The organism is Deinococcus misasensis DSM 22328, from assembly GCF_000745915.1.
In the GTDB taxonomy this organism is placed as follows: domain Bacteria; phylum Deinococcota; class Deinococci; order Deinococcales; family Deinococcaceae; genus Deinococcus_C; species Deinococcus_C misasensis.
In genome coordinates, this window is record NZ_JQKG01000017.1 from 18,093 (window position 1) to 43,249 (window position 25,157).

A 25,157-nucleotide genomic window follows, 5' to 3' on the forward strand; every position below is an offset into this window, starting at 1 on the left:
CTCGGCAAAACCCTACGTTCAATCAAACCTGAAGATTAACCCACTGTTTTCCCCCTACCAAACGCCTTATCATGCCCATATGCGGATCCCACGACTCCCGAAATCACTGAAATCATTGCTGTACCTGATGGGCATCAACCACCTTTACCAGCTTTTTCACAACACACCTCTGGCCCGCAAATGGTTCATGCCCGGCAAGCGTGTGGATGTGGGTGGGTACAAGATCCACTACCACATGACCGGACCAGTCCAGAGCACCGAGACCCCCACCGTGATTCTGGAAGCCGGAATGGGCGGCAGCACCCCTTACTGGACCGCAGTGGCTCCGATTGTGGCCAAATTTGCCCCTGTGGTCAGTTATGACCGTGCAGGATACGGCTGGAGCGACAACCGCACCGAGGTTTGCTCCATCGAGTGCCTCGTGGAAGAACTGCACACTTTATTAAAAGAAGCCAACATCCAGCCACCTTACATTCTGGTGGGTCACTCGTTTGGAGGGGTGGTCAACCGCCTGTTCACCCAGAAGTACCCCGATGAAGTGGCCGGAGTGATTCTGGTGGATTCTGCCACCCTCTGGAAGGGCAAAAAAGGCTTCGAGAAACACAACCGCAAAGCCAGAGTCCGCAACACCCTGTTGAAAATGGGCTTCCCGCTCTGGATTGCCCAGCTCAATTTACTGCACCCCATGATGCTCAAACCCCTCAAGGACATTCCATGGCGCACCAAACTGGCCCTTTTCAACATGTTCTTTCTGCGCAAATCGGCCCGCACCTACCTGACCGAGCTTTCCATCGTTGCAGATTGCGTGGAGGCGGCAGAACAGGAGAGCAGCCTCGGGGAAAAACCTTTGATCGTGATCCGTCATGGAAAAGAGGTTTCGGACACCGCCCCCGAGATGCTCAAAGAAACCGAAAAAATGATGATTGAGGCCCAGGAAAGACTCATGAAACTGTCCAGCAATTCTCGCATGATGGTGGCGAAAAAGAGTGGGCATCAGGTGATCATGGACCAGCCTGAAGTGGTGGTGCAGGCCATCCGTGAAATGCAGAAATTCCTGCTGGAAGGCTGGACCCCTCCCAAGCCCGCCAAAAAAGCTGCTGATTCAGAAAACACTGCTGTGCAGACCTCTTGACCTCTGGTTCTTCAGGACATCCGCACTTTTGCATGCGAGCACGTGCACTACAATGTCTGCATGCAAGAGGGCGCAGTGACCTTTTCCGTATCCAGACTTGTCAAACCAGACCGCATTCCAGACTTTGAAGCGTGGGTCAATGCTTTTGGCAAGATCGCCCAGAAGTATCCAGGACACCTCGGGTTGAATGTGATTCGCCCTGTGGATGGATCTGCCCCCGAGTACACCATGATCGTGCGCTTTGACTCGTACGACAACTTCAAGAACTGGCAGGAGTCCCCTGAACGCCAGGAGTGGTTGGACCGTTCAGAGCCTTTGTTGCAAGGCGAGCCCAGGGTCAACATCATTCCGGGTTTGGAGTACTGGTTCACCCCGGCAACCGCGCCCATCCTCAAAACTCCACCCCAACACAAACAGGTGGTGGCAGTCATGCTGGGTCTGTTTCCCCTCAGTCTGGCCATGTCGTACATCTCACCCCATTGGTTCTCTGGAATGCCTTTTCTGGTGAGACAGTTTTTCAGTTCGGTGATTGTGGTGGTCCTGATGACCTATGTGGTGATGCCCAACATCAACAAATGGTTGAGGGTGTGGCTCACCCGCTGAAGGTGGTCACAGAGTGAAGTGTTTGTGGAGCGCCCTTTTGACCAGGTGCTCCTTTTTTTGGGTTGTCAAGCATGTGAAGCATATTCAATATAAAAATGTCAAGACGGCTAAGCACATTTAACTTTTTGGTGTTCTGTAGGGCAAAGAGCACCCCCATCCCCTTGCATCATCTGCATCTATGGGGTACACTAGCAAAGTTGCAATTCCCGAGTGGGAGTTAGAAACAAAGCTGAAATTCTTTAGTGGGCCACAAAAATCCCACTCAAAGGGAGTGATTACACTGCCAACCGTTAACCAACTTCTCCGCAAAGGTCGCGCTGTTCTGAAGAAGAAAAGCAAAGTGCCTGCGCTGAAAAGCAGCCCCTTCCGCCGTGGTGTGTGCACCGTTGTGAAAACCACCACCCCCAAAAAGCCCAACTCCGCTCTGCGTAAGATTGCCCGTGTGCGTCTGACCAGCGGCTTCGAAGTCACTGCTTACATCCCCGGTGAAGGCCACAACCTGCAAGAGCACTCCGTGGTTCTGATCCGCGGCGGACGTGTAAAAGACTTGCCAGGTGTGCGTTACCACATCGTCCGTGGTTCCTTGGACACCGCAGGTGTGAAAGACCGTAAGCAGAGCCGTTCCAAATACGGCGCGAAGCGTCCCAAGCCCGGCCAAGCCGCCGCCGCTGGGAAGAAGAAGTAAGGGGTTTAGGACATGGCAAGACGTCGTAGAGCAGAAGTACGCGAAGTACAACCCGATCTGGTGTACCAGAGCACTCTGGTGAGCTCCATGATCAACAAACTCATGCGTGATGGCAAAAAGAACCTGGCAAGCCGTATTTTCTACGGAGCCTGCCGTCTGATCCAAGAGCGCACCGGCCAAGAGCCCCTGAAGGTTTTCATGCAGGCTTATGACAATGTCAAGCCCCGCGTGGAAGTCCGCTCCCGCCGCGTCGGCGGATCCACCTACCAGGTGCCCGTCGAAGTGAGCGCCCGTCGCGCCCAGAGCCTGGCCATCCGCTGGATGATCCTCGCCAGCGACAGCCGTCCTGAGCGCACCGCCATTGAGCGCGTTGCCGGAGAAATCCTGGACGCTGCACAGGGCCGTGGTGGCGCCATCAAGAAGAAAGACGACGTGGAGCGCATGGCCGAAGCCAACCGCGCTTACGCCCACTACAGGTGGTAATCCATGGCTAACGAATACCTGAACGATTTCCGCAACATCGGAATTGCCGCGCACATCGACGCTGGTAAAACCACCACCACCGAGCGCATCCTGTACTACACCGGCCGCACCCACAACATCGGTGAAGTGCACGACGGTGCTGCAACCATGGACTGGATGGCCCAAGAGCGCGAGCGTGGCATCACCATCACCGCTGCTGCCACCACTGCCCACTGGGAGCGTTTCGGCAAGGACTACACCGTCAACATCATTGACACCCCCGGCCACGTGGACTTCACCATCGAAGTGGAGCGTTCCATGCGCGTGCTGGACGGTGCAGTTGCCGTGTTCGACTCCAGCCAAGGCGTGGAGCCCCAGTCTGAAACCGTCTGGCGTCAGGCCGACCGTTACGGGGTTCCCCGCATCGCGTTCGCCAACAAGATGGACAAGACCGGAGCCAGCTTTGAACTGGTGATCAAAGACATCAGAGAGCGTCTTGGAGCCATTCCTGCACCCGTTCAGTACCCCATGGGTGAAGAGAGCGACTTCAAAGGCATCATTGATCTGGTTCGCCAGCGTGCTTACACCTACACCAACGACCTCGGAACCGACATTCAGGAGCATGACATTCCTGAGCAGTTCCTTGGCAAAGTGGAAGAGATGCGCGCCCAGCTGATCGAAGCTGCCGCCGAAGTCGACGAAGACGTGATGAACAAGTACCTCGAAGGGGAAGAACCCACCGTCGAGGAACTGGTCGCTGCCCTGCGCAGAGGCACCATCGCCCAGAAAATCTTCCCTGTGCTCTGCGGAAGCGCCCTGAAAAACAAAGGTGTGCAACTTCTGCTGGACGCCGTGATCGATTATCTGCCCAGCCCCCTCGAAGTGCCTGCCATCAAAGGCACCACCGACGACGGCGGAACCAAAGCGTTCCCCGCCGACGACAAGGGCGAACTGGCTGCTCTGGCGTTCAAAATCATGTCCGACCCCTACGTGGGCCGTCTGACCTTCGTGCGCATCTACTCGGGCACCATGAAGTCCGGTTCTTACGTGCAGAACACCACCAAAGGCAAGCGCGAGCGTGTCGGTCGTCTGCTGAAGATGCACGCCAACCAGCGTGAAGAAGTTCAAGAGCTCAAAGCTGGAGAACTCGGAGCCGTCATCGGTCTGAAAGACGCCGGAACCGGCAACACCCTGATCGGTGAAGACGACGATTTCGTGGCTCTGGAAAGCATCGAAATTCCAGATCCCGTGATCACCCTGGCCATCGAGCCCAAAACCAAGGCCGACCAGGAGCGCATGGGCATTGGTCTCTCCAAACTCGCCGAAGAAGACCCCACCTTCCGCGTGGCCACCGACCCCGAGAGCGGTCAGACCACCATCGCCGGAATGGGTGAGCTTCACCTCGAGATTCTGGTGGACCGTCTGAAGCGTGAACACAAAGTGGACGCCAACGTGGGTGCTCCTCAAGTGGCTTACCGTGAAACCATCACCAAACCCGTTGACGTCGAAGGCAAATTCGTGCGTCAGTCCGGTGGTCGTGGTCAGTACGGTCACGTCAAGATCAAGGCCGAGCCCCTCCCCCCCGGCACTGGCTTCCAGTTCGAAAACGGTGTGGTGGGCGGAACCGTGCCCAAAGAGTACATCGGCCCAGCCCAGAAGGGCATCGAAGAAGCCATGCAGTCCGGTCCCCTCCTTGGCATGCCCGTGGTGGACATGAAAGTGACCATCTACGACGGAAGCTACCACGAAGTGGACTCCAGCGAAATGGCCTTTAAGATTGCAGGATCCATGGCCCTCAAAGAGGCCGTCCAGAAAGGTGCACCTGCCATTCTGGAGCCCGTCATGCGCGTAGAAGTGACCGTGCCTGACGAGTACATGGGTGACATCATCGGCGACCTGAACAGCCGCCGTGGCCAGATCCAGGGCATGGAAGCCCGTGGCAACGCACAAATCGTGAAGGCCTTCGTGCCCCTCTCTGAAATGTTCGGTTACGCCACCGACATGCGTTCCATGACCCAGGGACGTGCTTCTTACAGCATGTTCTTCGATCACTACGCCACCACCCCCACCAACATCGTCAACCAGCTCATCAAGAAGTAATTCCTGTTGATGCTTGAAACCCACCCTTCGGGGTGGGTTTTTCTTTTGCATTTAACCCCGAGCAAACAACCATTGCATTTCCCAAAATCATCTGCTAATTTGGTTCAGGACAGCGAAGCTGTTCAATCTCAGCTGAAAAAGCTGGAAAGGTGCAAAAGCATGGTGGACGAAACCTCAATATACCGCCTCCAGGAGCAAAAAAGCTCTGGAAAATGCTTTTGGCATCGTTTCAGGCTTTAACCCCCTCTGAATTTCAAGAGGACTGCTCCTGGAGGCACACAACCAGAGCAGTCCTCTTTTTTTGAGCCATCACTTTCAATTCGGTGCAGGAAAACATCAAACATGGCATTTTGAAAATAAAATGCCGATGTTGAAATCATGGACCGTTGAATGATGTTGATGGATCACCAAAAGAAGGACTTGAGGTTTCTTGTGCTGTGCAAGCCCGAGAAAGGAAAGTCTCATGACCCTTCATCAAGAAAACATCCGCAAACTTCGCAACATTGGCATTGCTGCGCACATCGATGCAGGCAAAACCACCACCACCGAACGCATTCTGTTCCTCACTGGCATGACCCACCGCTTGGGCAATGTCGATGATGGGAACACCACCACAGACCATTTGCCTGAAGAAAAAGCCAGAGGCATCACCATTGCTGCTGCGGCCATTGAGACTTCATGGGAACGCTCAGGAGAGACCTTCAAGCTGAACATCATCGACACGCCCGGTCACGTGGATTTCACCATCGAGGTGGAGCGCTCCATGCGTGTGCTGGACGGTGCTGTTGCGGTGCTTGATGCCTCTCAGGGTGTGGAGCCGCAATCGGAAACCATCTGGCGTCAGGCTGAGCGTTATGGTGTGGCCCGCATCGTGTTCATCAACAAAATGGACAAGGTGGGTGCAGACTTCCAGAGGGTGCTGCAAGACATGCAAGAGAAGCTCGGGGTTCTGCCGTTGCCTGTTCAGCAACCCCTCTTTGATGGAACGGATTTTGTGGGTGTGGTGGATGTGCTGGAACAACAGGCATGCCATTTTGATGGATTGCAGGTTTTGCCAGCCCAGTTGCCTGAATGGGCGCAAGATGCCCGCCAGAGCCTGATCGAAGCCCTTGCAGAAGTGCACGAAGGCATCATGGAGGCATATTTGCTGGGTCTGGACGTGCAGACCGATGTGATGAGACAGGCCATCCGCGAAGTGACTTTGCAACAAAAGGCTTTTCCTGTGCTGTGTGGAAGTGCCCTGAAAGGCAAAGGCATGCCCATGTTGCTGGATGCCATTGTGGACTTCTTGCCTGCCCCAGAGGACCGTGTGCTGCCTGAAAATGTGCCTCTGGACGCCCTGAGTGCTCTGGCCTTCAAAGTGGTGACCGACAGGTTCGGGAAACTGACTTTTGTGCGGGTCTATTCAGGAACCCTCAAAGCAGGAGAACACGTCTGGAATGCCAGCACCGAAACCCGCGAGCGCATCAACCGTCTGGTGAAACTGCAAGCCCATCAGGAAATCGAGGTGCAAGCATTGCAAGCCGGAGAGATTGGGGCCATCCGGGGTCTCAGGTACACCCTGACCGGACAAACCCTGACCGATGAAACCACCCCTCACCTGCTGGAAACCCTGCACGTTCCTGATCCGGTGATCACAGTTGCTCTGGAAACCGCCCATCCTCAAGAGCAAGACAGGCTCTCTGCAGCCCTCCTCAGGATCACACAGGAAGACCCCACCTTGCATGTGGGAACCGACCAGAACACGGGAAGGTTGACCCTCTCTGGCATGGGCGAATTGCACCTTGAGGTGACTCTGGAACGTTTGATCCGTGAAACCGGGCTTGAGATTCGCACCACTGCCCCGCAAGTGGCTTACCGTGAAACCTTCCAGCAGGCCATTGAACTGGCTTACACCCACAAGAAGCAAACAGGAGGAAAAGGGCAGTACGCCCATGTGGTGCTCCACCTGCAACCTCTGCCAGAGGGATCGGGTGTGGTGTTCGAAAACCAGACGGTGGGAGGCAGCATTCCCAGAATGTTCATTCCAGCCATCGAGAAAGGGGCAAGACAGGCTCTGGGAGCAGGATTGCAAGGCTTCCCTGTGACCGACCTCAAAATCACCGTGCTGGATGGCAAGATCCACAGCACCGATTCCAATGAAGCCAGTTTCACCACTGCAGGTCACGATGCCCTCAAAGAGGCCATGCAGAAAGCCCAAACCGTGGTCATGGAACCGATCATGCGTCTGGAAATTGCGGTTCCTGTGGGGTTCACAGGCGATGTGCTTTCAGATGTGCAGGCCAGAAGGGGAGTGGTGCAGGGTCTTTCTTCTGCAGGCAACCTGCAACGCATTGAAGCTCTGGTGCCCCTGTCTGAACTGTTCCAGTACACCACCCGTTTGAGGTCCCTGACACAGGGGCGTGGACAGGCCAGCATGACCCTCGGGCATTACCGTGCTTGTGCGGTTCCCGGCTGAATGAAAAACTCCCGAATCATTTCGGGAGTTTTGATTTTGCAGTTGATTTTGCAGTTTGATTTTGTTGTGGGAAAGGGTTCAGTTTTTGGCGTAGTCCTGCACATCCCGGTCCAGCAAGCCCACCAGACCCAGCACCGCAGGAATGGCCAGCAGAAGGGTACCGATGTAACTGATCACATTCAGCACCATCAGGACCATGCTGAGGATCCATCCCCAGCGTTTGCCCTGTGCCATTCCACGGGCTGCAATGCCGTGAAGCACAGCAGCGATTCCGAAGAAGATCACGCCACCGATGCCAAACACAAAGGCCAGAATGGTGCCCACAATGTTGTCGTCTGTGGTTTCTGCAGCAGAATTGACCAGAGCACCAAAAAAAGCTCCGCCTGCCAGTGAAAGGAAAACCATCAGGATGCTGATGGCCAGATAAATGTACAGGTTGACAGTGACCCAGCTCAATTTGGAAGGTTGAATGGAACGATTGATCATGGCTCCAATGTACAAAAATGTAACCTTGATAACAAGCTCTTGTGTTGTTGGTGAATGTGAAAAGTTTTAAATCAAACGGTTTAAGGTTCGTGTCAGTTGTCCAGTGCTACACTTCAGATACCTCTTTGCGCATGTCTCTTATTGGAGCACATCAGCACGGGCCTGGATCGCAGGCCCGTGCAATTTTATTCTGCTCATTTATTTTGCTCAGAAAGACACCTGCAATCTCTGGATCAAAGTGGCTGCCCACCCTTTCCTGAATGATGCGGAGGGCTTCATCGTGGGGCAAAGCGGCCCGGTAAGGACGGTGGCTGGTCAAAGCATCGTAAACGTCCACCAGAGTGAACACCCGGGCAAGGTAAGGGATGTCTTTGTGTTTGAGTTTCAGGGGATAGCCGCTGCCATCCCACTTTTCGTGGTGGCAATGGATCACTTCTCGGGCAGGTCCCAAAAACTCCAATGTTTCCATCCAGGTCAAGCCATACTCGGTGTGTTTTTGCATCACCTGGAATTCTTCTTCGGAAAGGTGCATGGGTTTGCAGAGGATGTTCTGTGGAATGGCGAGTTTGCCAATGTCGTGCAGCAGGGCTCCCCAGCGCAAGTATTGCAGGTCGGTTTCATTGAGGTGCAGTTCACGCCCGAGCCATTCTGCAAGCAGCATGGTGCGCTGGCTGTGTTCAAGGGCTGCAGGATTTCCCATCTGCAGGGCTCTGGCCCAGCCCTGCACAGCAGCTTCACAGAGGTCCCTCTGGGCGGTGGGCATGGCCGCAGGCCGGGCAAGCAGCAGCAATCCTGCATTCACGAACAGGGCCCACAGGAGTTGTCCCGGGATCCCCCACGAAGTCAGAAGGTGGATCAACACCCAGCCTGTCAAAAGGCTGACCATTCCCCACAACACACATTGCACTGAAAGCACACGTCGCTTGAACACACAGCCCCCACAACACAAAAAGTTACTTTGATGTTACCTTCCTGAAGTGAAGCTGAGTAAAGTTGCCTAAATGCAGCAACAATCCGACACCCGGTCCAAAAAAATACCCCGGACATCTCCGGGGGCATCATTGCAGTTTGATTCAGTTGAGCTGGCGTTTGCCACAGATGGTTTCGATCATGAGGATCCACTGTTTGACGTATTCTTTGTGGGCTTCGGCCCGTTCCAGCAGTTTTCTGGCCTGATCCTCATCGACTTTTTCGCCACTGGAAGCTTTGAGAATCATGGTTCGGGCAGACTGGATGAAACCGCATTCGGTGTCCAGCCCTGCTTCCATGTTGGGGTTGAAGAACTCTTTGAACGAACGGTGGCTGCGCAAATAGCGGGTGTCTTGATCGACCTCCCGACTGATGGCATCCAGTTCCTGGAGTGCACGCTTATAGTCCATGATTCAGGGTAGCACATCAATATTCAGTTTCACTTCAGTTTCCAAGGTTTGAGGGCCGAACTGGGCTGGATGGGGTTACAAATGCGTGAATTTTAAACAAAAGATCAAATTGAGCCCGTGTTTGTACCAGGTTTAAAAGGATGTCTTCCAGAGAAAAAGTGTCTGAAGGACACCTCCAGACACGTGACGGACAGGCTTGAATTCAATGTCAGGTGCATGGCTTCAGTTGCATGCCCAGTTGTTGCCATTTGACGCATGGCTGCGAGATCAGGATCACCTCCCTAGCGATGTTTTCGCCATTTGTTGTGAGGACGGGTATGACGCCACAACCAGAGCATGTATTTTCGCATGACACCTCCAATGGGAGAAGAAAAAAGGGATGGTTTCATCATGAAAGATTTTCATGTGGTGTTTCGGACGAATTCTCACTGTTTAACCTCAACATGAAGCCTTTTTTGAGCAAAATGAGTTTTCTGTGGACTTGAAAAAAAGCTTGCTTTGGACCTTAAAAAAACCCATCTGTCTGAAACAGATGGGTGCTTGAAAAGACCTGGGTTTTGCTTTTATTCATTTGCAGATCATTCACATTCGAGAATCTTTTGAGCCTCTGGGTTTTTTGAAATCACGGTCAAGGGCTGAAATCAAAATGTATGCCAGAAGACCCAGCAACAATGAAATGACAATGGACAACAACATCAGCACCTCCTGCAATTTTGTATCCAGCATCCTAACTGAGGCAACTGAAGCGGTGCTGAGTTTGATGGGGGCAAGAGGAAAACATGTCGTTTGGGTCAAGGAATTTCCAGCACACGCAGACCAGAGCGAATCACACCCACAGCATCTTGCAAACGGTTCTGGTCCAGCAGTTCAGGCACCGGTTGCAGCCTCTCCAGCAGCTCTGCACGGTGGCCTTTCATCTCGGCATATGTCAGGTGACGGAATTCTTGAATGCTGTCCGGATCACGGGTCAGGCGCTGCAACTGCTCCAGAGTCTCATTGAGACGGCCATGTTTGAAAAGGTCAAAGTCAGGGTCACGCAACAGCTCGAAAACCTGATCCAGCTGCACCCTGGCATCTTGAATGTTCATGCAAACCTCCAATAGAGCAAAAAATCCCCGAGGGAAAAGCCAGCCACCAACGGGCCTGCGCTCGGGGTTAAAGGCAGTGTAAGCAAGGGTCTGGCTGTTTTCCTGTAACAATTTCTACCAAGGTTGTGGGTTTTGAAGCCCTGAAGGTGGCAAAACAGATCCCACCTGTGCCGCAAACAGGTGGGAGAACCAGAGGAGTGTGGCCTCGGTATGAGGTTCAAGTGCAAAAGCATCAAGACAACACATCCGTGTGTGGTGTCCTCTTCTGAGGGTACTGTGGCCAACTGAATTGGCTCTGAGGTTTTTGCATCCCTTTTGCAGAGGTGTTAATTTAGAACCATGGCAAAAGTGATGGTGGTACTGAACGGCATGACCGCAATCGGTGAATCGGACAAATCCATCTCTGAAATGCTTGCAGAACAGATGTTCACTCTGGAAAATGCCAGCATTGGAGAGGAGAGCATTGAATTGCTGTTTGTGCGCAGTTCGGCCGTGACCGCAATCGGCATGGTGGACCATACCCTCGAAGACACCCTGAAAAACGTCAGTGTGATTCAGGAAGACCGCAGAAACCGGATTTAAGGGGTGGTTTCTGCAGGTTTCAGATGTCGCTCAATGTGCTCAAGCAGTTGGGTGACATCAAAAGGTTTGGGAACGAAATCTGCAGCCCCTTCTTCCATCAACCGGCGCACCACATCGAGGTCTTCGGTGGCCGACACCACGATCACACTGGCAGCCGCACAATGGCTTTTCAGGTGAGGCAGCAATTCCAGGCCACCTCCACCTGGAAAATTCACATCCAGCAGGATCACATCAAAACACTGGTCTTCTGCAATGGTTTCCACAGCCTCCTGAAAATCGGTGGCATCTTTGACCACATAATCGTTGAGTTTCAAAAAACGCACCAGCATCCGGCGCACGGTGCCATCGTCTTCAATGACCAAAACTTTGGGATTTGAGGTGTTCACGGGTGCCTCCAGAGGACCTTCAGAGCCCAGTACAACAGAAAACACAGGCTTGATCTGTCCCATTCCAGACATTTTCAAGACATGCTGAATCCTTTTGCTGGAGACCCATTGAGGTGCTTTCAGAAGGTTTGTTGCTGGAAAAGTCATCTGGATTGTGCACGGGCCAGATCGCTCATCAGGGACCTCAGTTGAATCTGCAAGGTTTCTGTGTCCTGACCTTCGGCCAGCATGTACTCTGTGTTGTCAATGAGCGCAAAAAGCCCATTTCCTGTTTTGGGGGTTGATGTCAAAACATAATCGTCTGACTGGTCATCCTCGACTTCATCCTGCTGCATCTTGAAGTAAATGCGGGTGGCTCTGGCGAGGTTGCAATAACTTCCATCTGCGGCCTGGTAAAAGTAATAGGACATGCATCAGGTTAACACTGCATCATGAAGCTAAACCGGCAGCAGGTTTGGGTAGAGGAGAAAAGAAAAAACCCCCAGAGTTTAGGCCGGAGGTTTGGGTTTGGTAGACTCGAGCGGATTTGAACCGCTGACCCCAATTGGGTGCGGAAGGTAGGGTTTAATCAAATTTGGGTAGAGGAGAAAAGAAAAAATCCCCAGAGTTTGGTCTGGAGGTTTGGGTTTGGTAGACTCGAGCGGATTTGAACCGCTGAGCCCAATTTGGTGCGGAAGGTAGGGCTTGATCAAATTTGGGTAGAGGAGAAAAGAAAAAACCCCCAGAGTTGGTCTGGAGGTTGGGTTTGGTAGACTCGAGCGGATTTGAACCGCTGACCCCTACCGTGTCAAGGTAGTGCTCTACCCCTGAGCTACGAGTCTATTCCTGGAGGCGCTGGGCGGATTTGAACCGCCGCATGGAGGTTTTGCAGACCTCTGCCTTACCGCTTGGCTACAGCGCCGGGGTTGGCCTAGCAGGGAAAATAGTAGCATCTGTTCCGCTTTCTGTCAAACGGGTGGAGGGTGGTCCACCCGTTTGATCCAAGACCATGTTCAGCTCTGGCGTCCAGAGCGTTGTTTTTTCACGAATTCTTGCAGTTCTTCGTAAGACAGGGTGTTGATGACGTGCTGGGGGGTCAGACCCGCTTTGCGTGCCACCGCCACCCCATAACGGATGTCCTTGAGGCCTCCGAGCACGTGGGCATCGGTGTTGATGGCGAACTTCAGGCGGTCACGCCATTTCAGGGCCACCCGCCAGTCGAGGTCCAGGCGGTAGGCGTTGGCATTGATTTCAATGACCGTGTTGTGGGCTGCTGCCGCTTCGAGCACGGCATCAAGGTCCACGGCGTAACTCGGGCGACGCAGCAACAAACGCCCTGTCGGGTGCCCAAGGATGGTGATGAGGGGATGGCTGACCGCTTTGATCAGGCGCTCGGTTTGTTCTTTTTCAGACAGGGTGAAGTGGCTGTGCACGCTGGCCACCACGTAATCCAGTTGGGACAGCACCTCGTCTGGGTAATCCAGAGTGCCATCTTGCAGGATGTCCACTTCTGAGCCTTTCAGGATTTTGAAGCCTTCAGAACGAAGAGCATCAATTTCTTGCATCTGTTCCTGCAGGCGTTCGATGGACAGGCCTCTGGCGTAGTAAGCACTCACCGAGTGGTCGCCCATCCCGAGGTATTCGTGTCCATTGGCGGTCACGGTCTGGATCAGGTCCCTCAGGGTGGGGATGCCGTCGCTGTAATGGCTGTGGACGTGCAGCATGCCTTTGATGTCCTGCACCGTGACCAGTTCACTGGCCTCAGGCAGGGAAAGCCCTTCATGCTCGGGTTCGCGGTACTCAGGGGGGAGGTACGGGAAGTCCAGAGCCTCCAGCACATCTTCTTCAGAAAGGGTGAAGAGGGGAGAGCCGTTTTGCTTCAGACCTGCGGAAGACAGCTCCATGCTTTTTTCGGTGGCTCTGGCTTGCAATGTTTCACGCCAGTAAGCACCGCTGAAGGTGGCGTCCAGAGCACCACGCACCTCGGGTTCGGCGTAGCCCACCTCTATGCGCACCCCTTGAATCTCTCCCTGCCATGCAGGATAGCCCTCGGCATGGTGCACATTTTCAGCAATCTTCTTGAGGGTGTCTTCGGTGCTGTCCTTGCTGCAAGAAATGGTGATTTCCACATCTGCTGCCGTTTCCAGCCCTCTGGACACCGATCCTGCCAATCTGGGAGCCATGTCTTTGAAATGCTGCAAAAGCAGATCTGCAATGCTCATGGCGGTGCTCAGGTGAAAACGCTCCTGAGACTGCAAGGCAAACACCACGCTTTCCAGAATGTTGGCCTGACTTTTGGCTCCAAACCCCTTCAGGGTGGCGATCACGCCATTCTCGCAGGCTTCGCGCAGGTCTTCCAGAGATTCAATTCCGGTGTTCCAGAGCAGGCGGATCTTTTTCGGACCCAGACCCCGCACTTTGAACAGGGTCAGCACTCCAGCAGGCACCTGACTGGCCGCTTCCTCCAGAGGGCCAAACACCCCACTCTGGGCGTATTCCACCAGCAGGACGGCAAGGGTGCTGCCGATTTTGGGCACCCCTTTGAATTTCCTCTCAGTCAGGCTTTCCAGGCTTTCTTCGATGCCTTCCAGACTGCGTGCCGCTGCACGGTACGAGTTGATGCGAAAAGCATTTTCTTCGAGCAGTTCAAACAGGTCTGCCGTCAAATTCAGGGTTTTGATCAGGTCCTTGAGGCTCATGGGGTCATTTTACGTTGAGGGGAGGAGGGGGAATTGAGAGATGGGGTGGAAAAGCAGGGGCTGCGCTCCGCAGAGGGCATAGGGCTGCGAGCAGAGGAAAAGCCGAGGGCCGAGAGCCGAGGGCAAGAAAAGCTTTGGCTAAAGCTTTGAGGGCGCAGCACGCTTCTTGTACAAAACAGGAGACCGCGTCCTGGTCTCCTTGTCCGCTGCGCCCCTACAACTCCCCTTGAACATTTTTTCTATGTGTTGCACGATGCTCTCGGCTCTCGGCTCTCGGCTCTCGGCTCTCGGCTCTCGGCTCTCGGCTCTCGGCTCTCGGCTCTCGGCCCTCGGCCCTCGGCTTCAGGGTGAGTCATGTCAAGTCCCTACAAGACACAAATCTTTAAAACGCCTTCCGCCCCTCAAACACCACCACTTTCGCCCCGAGCCTTTCCAGATCCGCTCTGGCCTCCTCAAAGCGGTGCCCCACTTCTTCAGGCTTGTGGGCATCGCTGCCCAGCACGAAGGGAATGTCTCGTTTGACCGCTTCTGCAACAAGGCTGTGGCTGGGGTAAGCTTCCTGAACGGGTTTGCGGTATCCAGCGGTGTTGTAATCCAGAGCCATGCCTGCTTTTGAGACAGCGTCCAGTGTTTCGAAGGCCAGAGAAAGCTCGGGTTGCAGGTGTCCGAATTTTTTGGGCAAATCCAGATGGCCGATGGAGTCAAAGAGGCCACTCTGGGCGGCCTGTGTCGTTAGACGGTAGTACTGCTGATACAGTTCGGTCAGGTCGCGCGCTTCGTATTCGGAGGCAAACTCTGGGTTGTCAAAGCCCCATGCACCAAGGTAGTGGATGCTGCCGATCACATAATCCCAGGGATGACGGTTCAGCACTTTTTCCACGAACCGTTCGGTGCCGGGGTGATAGTCGCCTTCCAGACCCAGACGGATGTCCAGTTGGCCTTTGAATGCCTCCTGCGCCTCCTGAACCCACGCGATGTAGCGGTCCAGTTCAGAGAGGTGCATGCGCCATGGGGCGTCATACCACTCGGGCATGGGGATGTGGTCGGTGAAGACAATCCCGGTCAGGCCCCGGTCCAGAGCGGCCTGCGCATATTCCATGGGGCTGCCAGAGGCATGTTTGCAAAGGGGGGTGTGCATGTGGGAGTCAAACATGGGGCCATTTTCCCATGCCTGCAGCTTGGCAGGGAAGCGCAAAGTCTGAGGTTTGGCCCCTCCACTGAAAAAGCGTTCAGCCGTCAGCCCTCAGCTTTCAGCAAAAAACCTTTCCAAAGTCTTTTCCTACTGAAAACAGCAAGACCAAAACAGTAAAGCTCGTGTGGGTTTTGCAGGATCAAAAAGTCAGAAGAAGCTTTTCCTTCTTGCTGACCACTGATTGCTGACGGCTGATGGCTCTCTCTGCTTGCATCGTCCGAACAGCGACGCTGCGTTGCCCCTTTACATCATGAAAGCATCCGGATGTTGAGAAGACCAGAAATGTATAATTTGTGTAATGGGATTTTTCAAACGACTCTTTCAAAAACCAGCCGCTGTGGCTGTGCCAGAACCTGTACCTGCCCCTCTTACCAGAGAGGGCATTGTGCTGCTTTTTGATGCCCCTCCTGACCTGATGCGTGGGATGTTGCAACTTCGGCACCTTTTGCCAGGTCTGAATGTGGAACTTGACCGGGTGGATGGCACCGAACTGGGCACTTACCGGTTTGGACCGCACCAGATCCGTGCCTTTGGGATTCCTGCCCCCCTGCCCCGTGATTTTCAGCAGCGCACCATCCACTTCAGCCACTGGCCCCAGAGCGTCAAGGATGGTCTGTACCACCACCGTGCCCATCTGGTCTGCACCTATGAAGGCAACCGTGAAGATGCCAGAGAGCAACTGCTGGCCCTTTACCAGTTGGCAGCAGCGTTCAGCAATCTGGGTCTTCTGGCTGTTGCAGATGAGACCGCTTTCAATGTCACCCCTGTGAATGTGTTGCAGGAGGTGTTCAGCACCTTGAAAGTCCAGGATTTGCAAGAGGATTTTCCAGTGATGCTCTGGACCAACCTGCTGAAGTTTCACAAGCCAGACGGCAGCATCTGGTATGCCAGTCGGGGCTTTGAGCGTTTTGGTTCACCGAATTTTGCCTTGCTTGGGCAGCCTGGAGAGGGGCAGCAGGCTTTTGATGTGCTGGGTGCGCTTCTCAAGTATGTGGTGTATTACGGTGCGCAACTGGAGGCCGGGCACACCGCCCAACTGGGAAGCCTCCAATTGCGTTTTGCAGAGCCGTATGAATACGCAGAGCACCTGACCGGAAAAGGCAAGCTTCTGGTTGTCGAAATCCTGCCAGAGCAGTAACCCTGCTTGTGTTACAACGACACCGGTTCCAGCAGATGGCCGGTGTCGTTCAGTTTTTCCAGCACCCACAGGTCCTGCCGTTTTTGCAGCAGGGTGACTCCAGTGTTCCAGGTGTTCAGGGGAAAAGGAAGCAGCATGGGTTCGTGGGCTTTTTTGGGAATGCCGATCAGGTGGGCCACCAGAGCCCGTATGAACCCATTGTGCGAGAACGCCAGCACACTGCTGTCCTCTGGAATTTCGGAGAGCCAGTCCAGAGCACGTTCCAGCAGGTCTTCAAAGCTTTCTCCACCTTCGGGTTTGTGTCCAAATGGGTCGGTTTTCCAGGGAAGGTAGCTCGGGTGCTGCTGGTTTTCCTCAAGGGTGCGGCCTTCCATCACGCCAAAATGCAGCTCGCGAAGCCTCGGGTCGGCTTGAATGGGGGTGTTGGGCAAGGCCAGTTCGGCAGTATGATAGGCGCGTTGCAAATCAGAACTGACGATGGAGTCGTAATCCTCGGGGTTCAGGACCCTGCGCAGTTTCAGGGCCTGCTGGATGCCTTCTGCTGAGAGGGGTTCATCGGTGTGGCCCTGCCAGCGTCCGGTGCTGTTGAGCACCGTGATGCCGTGCCGGACCAGTGTCAGTTTAATCATGCACGTGGTCCAGAGGGGGAACCGGGGTGGGTTTGCCTTCAGCGTCCAGAGCCACGAACACAAAGCGCCCCGAGGTGGCGAGCACCTGCTCTGCTGTGGCGAGGTTTTCTTTGTGCACATCCACCTGAATGTGCATGCTGGTGCGGCCCACTTTGACGACCTGTGCGTAGAGGTTGACGGCATCGCCGACTTTGATGGGCACGTGGAAGGTGACGGTGTCCATGCTGACCGTGACCACGGTTTTGCGGCAGTGGCGCACGGCAGCGATGCTGGCGGCTTTGTCCATCAGGCTGAGGATGTAACCCCCAAAGGCGGTTCCAAGGTTGTTGGTGTTGGCAGGAAAGATGATTTCCAGCATGCGGGCTTCTGACATAGGGGCATCATAACAAGTCTGTACCCGGTTAAATCCATGGCAGGCGTCCCTTTTGAAGTGACCCTTCACATCCAGAAAACCCGGTCTTGAACGGGATGTAAGGAAAAAGACTACATCTTCTGAGAGTTGTATGAGTTCTGTAACACTGCTAAACATCAATCCCAGATGAGGGTTTTCCCTGCCCCACTCTTTTAAAGTTTTAAATGTTCAAGTACACTGTTTTTTAAAGTACGACCCGCGCAAGAGGAGGCTCCATGAAAAAAATGGTGTTGTTCGGTGTATTGGCTCTGGGTGCTGCAGGAACTTGGGTTTACGCTCAATCCAGCAGCAACTCCAGTGCTCCCACATTCACAGAGAAACAAGCAGAAGCAGGCGAAGCAGCTTACAATGCCAGTTGCGCAGGTTGCCACGGCAAAGCCTTAGATGATGGCCGTTCTCCAGTGCTCAAAGGCAATGCATTCCTGGCCAAGTGGTCTGGTGAAGGCAAAACTGCTGCTGATCTTTACAACAAGATTGCCACCACCATGCCCAGAAACAAGCCGGGTTCTCTGACCCAGAACCAGTATGAAGCGATCTATGCTTACCTGCTGCAACAAAACGGCTTCAAGCCCAGAGAGCTGCAAAAAGAAGACCTGAAAAACCACAGCCTCGACAAGAAATAAACTTAAAGTTTTCATGAGAGGAAGCCTTCGGGTTTCCTCTCATTTTTTCATGGGTTTGTCGGTGCCACGCGAAGGGCAGAGTGATATGCTGTCCACAATGGAGGTGCAAGCAGGCGAAACGGGAGCGTTCACCCCGTAAAGGGCTGGCTGAAGGACTTGTCTCAGGGAAGAAGAGCCACTAGACTTGATACAGGTAGACTCAAGTTTCTTATGTACTTTTTGGTATACTCTTGAGGAGCCATGAAAGGAACCCCACATGTCGGATGACAACCAGAACGACATTCCCAATCCGCCCATTCCAGAGATTCTCCCGGTGTGCCCGGTCAGGGGTTCTGTGATTTACCCCACCATGGTCCAGCACATCGACGCCGCCCGCGAAGTCAGCATCAAAGCCATTGAATCGGCGATGCAGGGCAGCAAAACCATCCTCATCGTGTCCCAGAAAGACAAAGACATCGATGACCCCACCGGAAACGACCTGTACACCGTTGGCACCGCCTGCAACATCCTGCGCATGAAGCGCAACCCGGATGGCACCGTGCAAATGCTGGTTTCTGCAGTCACCCGTGTTTCCGTGCAAACCTACCACAAAACCGAGTTCATTCAGGCCGAAGTGAAACCCTTCGAGGTGCCCGCGGGTGAAGTCTCCGAATACCAGGCTCTGGGTCGCGAACTGCGAACCAAATTCGAAGAGATGATCCCCGGCAGCAAATTTCTTGCCCCTGACGTTGTGGAACTGATCCTCAACCGTGAAGATCCCGGTGTGATGGCCGATTACATCGCCTTCAACATGGACTTCAAACTCGTGGACAAACAAGCCGTGCTGGAAGCCCCCAACCTGACCGAACGGGTGCGCAAAGTCCTGATCATGCTGGACAGCGAAGCCGAACTGATGGCCATCCAGAGGCGCATCCAGCAGCAGGTCAAAGAAGAAATCGACAAAAACCAGCGCGATTACTACCTGCGTGAGCAGATGAAAATCATCCAGAAAGAGCTGCATGGCGAAGACTCCGAAGAGGACGAAATGGCCCAGCTTCGCGAAAAAATCAACGCTCTGGGCCTCCCTGACGATGCCAAAAAAGAAGCCGACCGGGAACTCAACCGTCTGGAGCGCATGCACCCCGATTCCGCAGAGGCTGCCGTCATCCGCACTTACCTGACCTGGATGACCGAGCTTCCCTGGAACGTGCGCAGCGAAGACCAGCTCAACCTCAAAGAGGCCGAAAAAACCATGGCTGAGGACCACTACGGTCTGGAGAAAGTCAAAGACCGGGTGCTGGAATTTTTGGCTGTGCGTCAACTTCGCAAAGAGCGTGCCGAAAAAGGCGAAATTGACCTCTCGGATGTGAACAAGGGACCCATTCTGGTGTTCACTGGACCTCCCGGTGTCGGCAAAACCTCGATTGCCCAGAGCATCGCCAAATCCCTCGGACGCAAATACGTGCGGATTGCCCTCGGGGGTGCCCGCGACGAAAGCGACATCCGGGGCCACCGCCGCACCTACATTGGCTCCATGCCCGGACGCATCATTCAGGGCCTCAGGAACGCTGGAACCAAAAACCCTGTGGTCCTGCTGGACGAGGTGGACAAACTCGGCCAGAGCTATCAGGGAGATCCTTCCAGCGCACTGCTGGAAGTCTTGGATCCTGCCCAGAACCACAGCTTCACAGACCACTACCTCGGGGTGTCTTTTGACCTCTCCGAAGTGATGTTCATTGCCACCGCCAACTACCCCGAGCAAATCCCCGGCCCCTTGCTGGACCGCATGGAAGTGATTGAATTCACCTCCTACATCGAGCAGGAGAAACTGGAGATTGCCAAGCGTTACCTGTTGCCCCGTCAGGTCAAAGAAAACGGTCTGAAACCCGCCCAGATTCAGGTGACCGATGCCGCTCTGGAAAAACTGATTTCCCACTACACCAGAGAAGCCGGAGTTCGCAATCTGGAACGCGAAATCGGAACAGCCGTGCGCAAAGTGGCCCGCCGGATTGCCAGCGGAGAACTGAAACGCGCCCGCGTGACGGACAAAGAGCTTGAGCGTTACCTCGGGAACCCACGTTACCTGCCAGAGTCCGAAGCGCGTGAAGACGCTGTGGGCGTGTCCACAGGCATGTTCTACACCCCCGTTGGTGGAGACATCCTCTTTGTGGAAACCAGTGTGATGCCCGGCAAAGGCAACCTCGTGCTGACCGGTCAACTGGGCGAAGTGATGAAAGAAAGCGCCCGTGCTGCCCTCAGTTACGCCAAACAGAACAGCACCCGCTTCCACATCACCCAGGAGAAACTGGACAACTCGGAAATCCACGTGCACGTTCCTGCCGGAGCCATCCCCAAAGAAGGCCCGAGCGCAGGGGTGGCCATGGTGACCAGTCTGGTCAGTGCCCTGACCGGCATTCCTGCCCGCAGGGATGTGGCCATGACTGGAGAAATCACCCTCACCGGACGGGTGCTCCCCATTGGCGGCCTCAAAGAAAAAGTGCTTGGAGCACGTCGGGCAGGCATCAAACACATCGTGCTGCCCAAAATGAATGAACGGGACATCACCGACATTCCAGCCAACCTGCGGGCCAGCATCTCCTTCCATCCCTGTGAGAACATCGATCAGGTGCTCGACGTGGCTCTGGTGGGCGGACTGAAAGCCCTGGAAGGCAAAACCACACCCAGCAAGAAAAAAACCAAAAGGGACCAGAGCGCAAGCGCGTAACGGTTAAAGGGGTGAGGGGTATTCCTCACCCTTCTTTTTGTGGAGGTGTGGAACACTGGGAAGCAGAGGAACACACTCCACACCATCCTGACCCAATTCAAAATGTGTGAGATCCGGCCTGAGGGAACGTTCTGGAGGGGGCCCCATCTCGCGCTTGGAGGTTCTCACTTATGGAATTGACTTTTCTGGTGGCCAATCCTTACCTGCAAGGCGATTATTTTCAGGAAAGCGTGATCCTGATTCTGGAACACGACGAAAAAGGGGCTCTAGGCCTGATCGTCAATCAGGAGAGCAACGCCACCATCGCAGACGTGGTGGAAGGGGGCACCTCAGATGACCCGGTGCTGCTGGGCGGTCCCGTGGACCAGAAATTTGGCTGGTGCCTCTACCGTTACCCCACCAACATGGAAGGGGAGATCCGCCTGAATGACACCACCTGTGTGTCCACCAGTTACCTGATCCTTCAGCACATGATGCAAAGCGTGGGATCAGAGTACCAGCTGATCATGGGTTACTCGGGATGGGGAGCAGGACAGCTTGAAAAGGAATGTCAGGACGGTACATGGCTGTGGGTCCACATGGACGACAGCCTGATCTTCGACACGCCTCTGGAAGAACGCTGGAGCAAAGCCATTGCCTCTCTGGGGATTGAACCTGCACAGATCATGCCGGGGGGGGCAAAGGCGTAATTGCCGAGGGCCAAGAGCCGAGGGCTGAGGGCAAGAAAAGCGATGAAGGGCGAGGCATGCCTCGCTCCTGCATTTTTGCTTGATGATTTTCTGGAGGTATACCCTCAAGCTCTCGGCCCTCGGCAACTGGGTGAGGCCCACCGAGCCCTCCAAAAAGCCTTCTGCTTTCTGCCTTCCACCTTCTGCATGCCCCAAATGCAACTTTTTCCCCCACATTCCCGTATGCTTAAGGTGACGGCCATCTTATGCGATGCATTACCTGTTCCCATACATATCCGGATGACAAATCCTTCTGCCCCGTTTGCGGCACGCCCAATCCCAACTCTGGACAGGCGCGTTTTCTGACTTCAGAACTCGCTGCCGGGACGATGCTGCAGGGAAAATACAAGATTGATCGGGTGCTTGGTCAGGGTGGATTTGGGATCACCTATGCAGCCACGCACACGGTGCTCAATTCCAAAGTCGCCATCAAAGAACTCTTTCCAGAGGGCACAGCACGGCAGGGGACCACAGTGGCCCCTCCTGGCACCCTTGGTGGTGGAGGATGGCAGGAACTCAAGAAAAGCTTCATTCTGGAAGCCCAGACGGTGGCCCGCTTCAACCATCCGGCCATCGTGCGGGTGATGGACATCTTCGAGGAGAACGGCACCGCCTATCTGGTGATGGAGTACCTTGAAGGGCAACCCCTCGGAAAAGTCCTTGAAAAAGGTCCGGCCAGCATGGACCTCGTGGAAAAAACCGCCAGAGAGGTCGCGGAGGCCCTCAAGGTGGTGCACGGCAACGGCCTCCTGCACCGCGACATCAAACCGGACAACATCTATCTGGAAAAAACCGGACGGGTGGTTCTGATTGATTTCGGATCGGCCAGAAACTTTGCTTCCGGGCAGTCCAGCAAGCACACCCGACTGGTGACCCCCGGTTATGCGCCCCTTGAGCAGTACGCTACGCAGGCCACCCTCGGGCCGTACACGGACATTTATGCTCTGGGTGCCACGTTGCACCACGCCCTGACCGGGCAGCAACCCCCAGATGCAGTGTCCAGAACCACAGGCGCCCAGTTGGCTCCATTGCCTGCCAACATGCCCAGAGCCTTGCGTTCTGCTGTAGAAGCAGCCATGCAAGTGGAAGTGGTCAAGCGGCCTCAAACCGCAGATGCTTTTCTGGCCATTCTGGGCAACAAAGCAGCCGCTCAGCCTGCCCCTCAACCCACTCCGAAACCAAACCCTCAGCCTGCCCCTCAACCCAAACCCCAGCCTCAGCCTGCTCCACAACCCAAACCGAAGCCGACCCCCCAACCTGCGCCTCAACCCAGACCTCAGCCTGTCCCGCAGCCTGCACCTCGCAAACAACAAAATGCAGGATGTGTCGGATGTCTGGCATGGGTGGGCGGATTGGGTTTGGTGGGTGTGGGTGTGGCTGCCTATTTCCTGTACCCCAGTTTTCTGGAAGGTTGGAACCGTCAGGAGCAGACCACCCCTCCAGCCCAAACCCAGACCCAGCCCGAGAATCCCACACCTGTGCCTTCACCAGAGACGCAACCAGAGCAGACTGCACCTCCCACCGCAACCCCAGCAGTGGACCCTTCCCGTCAACCCGAGCGTGCTCCAACCGTTCAGGACTACCGGGTGGTCTCTGGAGAACTGTCATCTCTGGAAGAGGCCAACCGTCTGGTTGAGCAGGTGAATGCAGCAGGTTACCGTGCGTATCTGGACGATGCCAACACCAACCGTGTGGTGGTGGGACCGTTCCTCAGTCAGCAAGATGCCAGTCTGGCCCAGCAGGATTTGCAAGACCTGAACAGCACCCTGACGGTGGCCAATCCCGAGTTGAATCCGGTCACGCCCACCCCTGCGCCCACCCCAACAACGTCCGAAAACAGCATCAATCCTCTGGATGGAATCACCAATCCTGAACGCAAAGCCATTCTGGAGGCTTATCAGAATGGGGATTACAGCAACACCCTCAAATTGGCCGATGCCTGGATTCCCACCCACAAGACCGATGCTCTGGTGCGCCTGACCCGCTGGAACGCGGCTTTGCAACGCAAAAACCTGGACACAGTCACCATCGGCATCAGTGTACCGACCAGTGGAGACAACGTGCAGGTGTCTGAAGCGGTGCTGCAAGGGGTCACCCTAGCCCTTGGTGAAGCACAAAACCCTCCACCGGTGCTGGTCAGCATCCTCAACGACCATTACGATGCCAACACGGCCAGCACAGTTGCCGGAGAGTTTGCTGCAGATGCTGCGGTGGTGGGCGTGATTGGTCCGGTCAGCTCTGGCCAGAGCTTGAATGCTGCGCCCAGTTACAACAACAGCATGGTGCCACAGTTGCTGCCCACTGCCACCGACGACCGCCTGATCGGCATTGGCGATTACACCTACCGCATGGCCCCGACCAACACCCAACAGGCTCAGGCGATGGCACAACTCATGCAAAAAGAGGGTCGCAAGAGTGTGCTGGTGTATTACAACCCGGACAACGCCTACTCCAACAGTTTGCACGAATCGTTCATTGCCAGTGCAGGAGAGAAAGACATCAACATCTGGTCCGTGGAATACCCGGCCAACGGATTGCCCGAGACCCTGATTCCAGAGGGCAGCACAGCAGACAGTGTCTTCATTGCTGGAGGGTTCACCGATGTGGCCCGCATCGCCAAAGCCCTGAAAGCCGAAGGCATCAATTATCCCCTGTACTCTGGAGACTCGGCTTACAGTCAGAAGCTCTTGCAGGAAGCCCGCACGCAGGTGGAAGGCATCAAGATCCTCAGCTTCTACCACCACACCGACAAAACCACCAGTGCTGTCAAATTCCGGGACAGATTCCGCAAGTCTTTTGGAGGAGCAGATCCCAACGCCAGAGCCATGCAGGCCTACGACAGCATGAAACTGATGCTCTCAGCCCTCGGTTATGCCCAGAAGAAAAACGAGGGTGCCCTGCCCACCAGAGAAGACATGCAGGCTGCCCTGCAAACCTTTAAAGGTGGAAATGCGCTCTCAGGGGTGACTTCCAGCATCCGTTTCGATGACCAGCAAGGCATCATCAACAGACCCTTTGTGATCCTGCAAGTGAAAAACGGCCAATTTGTGAGCATTGGCCGGGTGTCTGCTGTGCAGGGTGGAACGCAGTAACCCCCTGCTTCTCACTCCGTTTGAAGCTGTCCCCCTTTTAGGGGGACAGTTCTGAGCATCAGCGAAGAACAGGGGGCTTACTCGAAACGATAGCCAGCGTCTGTCCATGCAGCACGGGCTTTTTCTTCCTGACTGTCTTTGACCAGAATGTAATCGGTGTCGAAAGTGGAAATCGAGAGGATGCTGATTCCGGCATCGGACAGAGGACGGATCAGGGATTCGAGGATGCCGTACTGTTCAAAGCCAAACTGACCCATCACCTGAAAAACCACCCAGCCGATTTCGGCTTTGGCTTGCAGGGGAGCAAAACGTGCGTCGCAAACAATGGACAGTTCGCTGGGGGTGCGGGTGACGCTGGAGAAATCCCCCTGAAAAGCCCACTCTGGGGGGGTGCTGTCCGGGGAAAATTTGATGATGGCGTATTCTCCATCCAGGCGCTGTAAGGTGACCATGCTGCCTCGCTTTCTCGTTTCAGACTCCATCACTCTCATGGGTCTCATTGTAGGGGGGCTGTGTCAGTTCTGATCAGGGCTATTTGTCTTTACTCTAAGAGATCTTGCTTGGGAAACCTGTCACTTGTTTAGAAGCAATGGAAAAGCC

23 protein-coding genes and 2 tRNA genes are annotated in these 25,157 nt (G+C 54.7%); 12 read left to right on the plus strand and 13 right to left on the minus strand.

The genetic code is table 11. The annotated features are described in order from the left end of the window. Positions 1-79 precede the first annotated feature (79 nt). The 6 genes from Q371_RS12575 (at position 80) to fusA (Q371_RS12600) (ending at position 7,440) form a co-directional block, all read left to right on the plus strand. Positions 80-1,132: an alpha/beta fold hydrolase gene (locus Q371_RS12575; RefSeq protein WP_084571411.1), complete on the plus strand. Its 1,053-nt coding sequence runs from the start codon at positions 80-82 to the stop codon at positions 1,130-1,132. A 60-nt stretch (positions 1,133-1,192) separates the two neighbouring features. Next, the gene (locus Q371_RS12580) at positions 1,193-1,735 is read left to right on the plus strand and encodes an antibiotic biosynthesis monooxygenase (RefSeq protein ID WP_034341256.1); all 543 of its coding nucleotides are present in this window, start codon (positions 1,193-1,195) and stop codon (positions 1,733-1,735) included. Positions 1,736-2,015: 280 nt separating this feature from the next. Next, a complete protein-coding gene (rpsL, locus tag Q371_RS12585; RefSeq protein ID WP_034341258.1) occupies positions 2,016-2,420 on the plus strand; it encodes a 30S ribosomal protein S12 in 405 nt (134 codons plus the stop codon). Between the two features lie 12 nt (positions 2,421-2,432). Continuing rightward, the gene (gene rpsG, locus Q371_RS12590) at positions 2,433-2,903 is read left to right on the plus strand and encodes a 30S ribosomal protein S7 (RefSeq protein WP_034341152.1); all 471 of its coding nucleotides are present in this window, start codon (positions 2,433-2,435) and stop codon (positions 2,901-2,903) included. Positions 2,904-2,906: 3 nt separating this feature from the next. Further along, the gene (fusA, locus tag Q371_RS12595; protein ID WP_034341154.1) at positions 2,907-4,982 is read left to right on the plus strand and encodes an elongation factor G; all 2,076 of its coding nucleotides are present in this window, start codon (positions 2,907-2,909) and stop codon (positions 4,980-4,982) included. Between the two features lie 463 nt (positions 4,983-5,445). Further along, the gene (fusA, locus tag Q371_RS12600) at positions 5,446-7,440 is read left to right on the plus strand and encodes an elongation factor G (protein WP_034341157.1); all 1,995 of its coding nucleotides are present in this window, start codon (positions 5,446-5,448) and stop codon (positions 7,438-7,440) included. 78 nt (positions 7,441-7,518) lie between these two features. Here fusA (Q371_RS12600) and Q371_RS12605 read toward each other — a convergent pair whose 3' ends face one another. The 4 genes from Q371_RS12605 to Q371_RS12620 all read right to left on the minus strand — a co-directional run bounded on the left by Q371_RS12605 (position 7,519) and on the right by Q371_RS12620 (position 10,393). Continuing rightward, positions 7,519-7,926, minus strand: coding sequence for a hypothetical protein (locus Q371_RS12605; protein WP_157442692.1), 408 nt, complete (start codon positions 7,924-7,926; stop codon positions 7,519-7,521). Between the two features lie 151 nt (positions 7,927-8,077). Then, on the minus strand, positions 8,078-8,857 hold the full coding sequence (locus Q371_RS12610) for an HD-GYP domain-containing protein (protein ID WP_169743840.1): 780 nt from the start codon (positions 8,855-8,857) through the stop codon (positions 8,078-8,080). Positions 8,858-8,999: 142 nt separating this feature from the next. Further along, positions 9,000-9,305: a hypothetical protein gene (locus Q371_RS12615; RefSeq protein WP_034341161.1), complete on the minus strand. Its 306-nt coding sequence runs from the start codon at positions 9,303-9,305 to the stop codon at positions 9,000-9,002. A 791-nt stretch (positions 9,306-10,096) separates the two neighbouring features. Continuing rightward, positions 10,097-10,393 (minus strand): hypothetical protein, encoded by a 297-nt coding sequence (locus Q371_RS12620; RefSeq protein ID WP_034341162.1) that lies wholly within the window; start codon positions 10,391-10,393, stop codon positions 10,097-10,099. Positions 10,394-10,732: 339 nt separating this feature from the next. Between Q371_RS12620 and Q371_RS12625 the strand changes: the two genes are divergently transcribed. After that, positions 10,733-10,975: a hypothetical protein gene (locus tag Q371_RS12625; RefSeq protein ID WP_034341163.1), complete on the plus strand. Its 243-nt coding sequence runs from the start codon at positions 10,733-10,735 to the stop codon at positions 10,973-10,975. Here Q371_RS12625 and Q371_RS12630 read toward each other — a convergent pair. From Q371_RS12630 to hisJ, 6 genes are all read right to left on the minus strand, one after another. Continuing rightward, entirely contained in the window at positions 10,972-11,361 is a 390-nt protein-coding gene (locus tag Q371_RS12630; RefSeq protein WP_169743841.1) for a response regulator, read from the minus strand. The two genes, Q371_RS12625 and Q371_RS12630, sit on opposite strands and share 4 nt — an antisense overlap. A 143-nt stretch (positions 11,362-11,504) precedes the next feature. Continuing rightward, a complete protein-coding gene (locus tag Q371_RS12635) occupies positions 11,505-11,771 on the minus strand; it encodes a hypothetical protein (protein ID WP_034341164.1) in 267 nt (88 codons plus the stop codon). Positions 11,772-12,107: 336 nt separating this feature from the next. After that, positions 12,108-12,182: transfer RNA gene (locus Q371_RS12640), tRNA-Val, on the minus strand. A 5-nt stretch (positions 12,183-12,187) separates the two neighbouring features. After that, positions 12,188-12,262, minus strand: a tRNA-Cys gene (locus Q371_RS12645). A gap of 91 nt (positions 12,263-12,353) precedes the next feature. Continuing rightward, positions 12,354-14,039: a PHP domain-containing protein gene (locus Q371_RS12650; protein WP_034341166.1), complete on the minus strand. Its 1,686-nt coding sequence runs from the start codon at positions 14,037-14,039 to the stop codon at positions 12,354-12,356. 382 nt (positions 14,040-14,421) lie between these two features. Further along, positions 14,422-15,192: a histidinol-phosphatase HisJ gene (gene hisJ / locus Q371_RS12655; protein WP_034341263.1), complete on the minus strand. Its 771-nt coding sequence runs from the start codon at positions 15,190-15,192 to the stop codon at positions 14,422-14,424. A gap of 337 nt (positions 15,193-15,529) precedes the next feature. On the opposite strand from hisJ, the gene Q371_RS12660 reads away from it, so the two are divergent. Then, the gene (locus Q371_RS12660; RefSeq protein ID WP_034341167.1) at positions 15,530-16,369 is read left to right on the plus strand and encodes a hypothetical protein; all 840 of its coding nucleotides are present in this window, start codon (positions 15,530-15,532) and stop codon (positions 16,367-16,369) included. 11 nt (positions 16,370-16,380) lie between these two features. On the opposite strand, the gene Q371_RS12665 is transcribed toward Q371_RS12660, so the two are convergent. Both Q371_RS12665 and Q371_RS12670 read right to left on the minus strand, forming a co-directional pair. Beyond that, positions 16,381-16,998 (minus strand): histidine phosphatase family protein, encoded by a 618-nt coding sequence (locus Q371_RS12665; protein ID WP_034341168.1) that lies wholly within the window; start codon positions 16,996-16,998, stop codon positions 16,381-16,383. After that, entirely contained in the window at positions 16,991-17,371 is a 381-nt protein-coding gene (locus Q371_RS12670) for an acyl-CoA thioesterase (protein WP_034341171.1), read from the minus strand. Before Q371_RS12670 ends, Q371_RS12665 begins: the two co-directional genes overlap by 8 nt. A gap of 254 nt (positions 17,372-17,625) precedes the next feature. Here Q371_RS12670 and Q371_RS12675 point away from each other — a divergent pair, with 254 nt between their 5' ends. The 4 genes from Q371_RS12675 to Q371_RS25750 all read left to right on the plus strand — a co-directional run bounded on the left by Q371_RS12675 (position 17,626) and on the right by Q371_RS25750 (position 24,557). Further along, positions 17,626-18,033: a c-type cytochrome gene (locus Q371_RS12675; RefSeq protein ID WP_051964244.1), complete on the plus strand. Its 408-nt coding sequence runs from the start codon at positions 17,626-17,628 to the stop codon at positions 18,031-18,033. A gap of 256 nt (positions 18,034-18,289) precedes the next feature. Next, on the plus strand, positions 18,290-20,737 hold the full coding sequence (lon, locus tag Q371_RS12680) for an endopeptidase La (protein ID WP_425388040.1): 2,448 nt from the start codon (positions 18,290-18,292) through the stop codon (positions 20,735-20,737). Between the two features lie 170 nt (positions 20,738-20,907). Beyond that, the gene (locus Q371_RS12685; protein ID WP_034341173.1) at positions 20,908-21,426 is read left to right on the plus strand and encodes a YqgE/AlgH family protein; all 519 of its coding nucleotides are present in this window, start codon (positions 20,908-20,910) and stop codon (positions 21,424-21,426) included. 245 nt (positions 21,427-21,671) lie between these two features. Beyond that, positions 21,672-24,557 carry a protein kinase domain-containing protein gene (locus tag Q371_RS25750; protein WP_084571414.1) on the plus strand — a complete coding sequence of 962 codons (2,886 nt, stop codon included), beginning with the start codon at positions 21,672-21,674 and terminating at the stop codon, positions 24,555-24,557. A gap of 77 nt (positions 24,558-24,634) precedes the next feature. Here the strand turns inward: Q371_RS25750 and Q371_RS12695 are convergent, their stop codons facing one another. Then, the gene (locus tag Q371_RS12695; RefSeq protein WP_169743842.1) at positions 24,635-25,048 is read right to left on the minus strand and encodes an ACT domain-containing protein; all 414 of its coding nucleotides are present in this window, start codon (positions 25,046-25,048) and stop codon (positions 24,635-24,637) included. Positions 25,049-25,157: the final 109 nt, after the last annotated feature.

Coding starts and splice junctions, on each gene's coding strand:
- Q371_RS12575 (WP_084571411.1), top strand. CDS start 80: ATGCGGATCCCACGACTCCCGAAATCACTGAAATCATTGCTGTACCTG.
- Q371_RS12580 (WP_034341256.1), top strand. CDS start 1,193: ATGCAAGAGGGCGCAGTGACCTTTTCCGTATCCAGACTTGTCAAACCA.
- rpsG (WP_034341152.1), top strand. CDS start 2,433: ATGGCAAGACGTCGTAGAGCAGAAGTACGCGAAGTACAACCCGATCTG.
- fusA (WP_034341154.1), top strand. CDS start 2,907: ATGGCTAACGAATACCTGAACGATTTCCGCAACATCGGAATTGCCGCG.
- fusA (WP_034341157.1), top strand. CDS start 5,446: ATGACCCTTCATCAAGAAAACATCCGCAAACTTCGCAACATTGGCATT.
- Q371_RS12605 (WP_157442692.1), bottom strand. CDS start 7,926: ATGATCAATCGTTCCATTCAACCTTCCAAATTGAGCTGGGTCACTGTC.
- Q371_RS12615 (WP_034341161.1), bottom strand. CDS start 9,305: ATGGACTATAAGCGTGCACTCCAGGAACTGGATGCCATCAGTCGGGAG.
- Q371_RS12620 (WP_034341162.1), bottom strand. CDS start 10,393: ATGAACATTCAAGATGCCAGGGTGCAGCTGGATCAGGTTTTCGAGCTG.
- Q371_RS12625 (WP_034341163.1), top strand. CDS start 10,733: ATGGCAAAAGTGATGGTGGTACTGAACGGCATGACCGCAATCGGTGAA.
- Q371_RS12635 (WP_034341164.1), bottom strand. CDS start 11,771: ATGTCCTATTACTTTTACCAGGCCGCAGATGGAAGTTATTGCAACCTC.
- Q371_RS12650 (WP_034341166.1), bottom strand. CDS start 14,039: ATGAGCCTCAAGGACCTGATCAAAACCCTGAATTTGACGGCAGACCTG.
- hisJ (WP_034341263.1), bottom strand. CDS start 15,192: ATGTTTGACTCCCACATGCACACCCCCCTTTGCAAACATGCCTCTGGC.
- Q371_RS12660 (WP_034341167.1), top strand. CDS start 15,530: ATGGGATTTTTCAAACGACTCTTTCAAAAACCAGCCGCTGTGGCTGTG.
- Q371_RS12665 (WP_034341168.1), bottom strand. CDS start 16,998: ATGATTAAACTGACACTGGTCCGGCACGGCATCACGGTGCTCAACAGC.
- Q371_RS12670 (WP_034341171.1), bottom strand. CDS start 17,371: ATGTCAGAAGCCCGCATGCTGGAAATCATCTTTCCTGCCAACACCAAC.
- Q371_RS12675 (WP_051964244.1), top strand. CDS start 17,626: ATGAAAAAAATGGTGTTGTTCGGTGTATTGGCTCTGGGTGCTGCAGGA.
- lon (WP_425388040.1), top strand. CDS start 18,290: ATGTCGGATGACAACCAGAACGACATTCCCAATCCGCCCATTCCAGAG.
- Q371_RS12685 (WP_034341173.1), top strand. CDS start 20,908: ATGGAATTGACTTTTCTGGTGGCCAATCCTTACCTGCAAGGCGATTAT.
- Q371_RS25750 (WP_084571414.1), top strand. CDS start 21,672: ATGCGATGCATTACCTGTTCCCATACATATCCGGATGACAAATCCTTC.
- Q371_RS12695 (WP_169743842.1), bottom strand. CDS start 25,048: ATGAGAGTGATGGAGTCTGAAACGAGAAAGCGAGGCAGCATGGTCACC.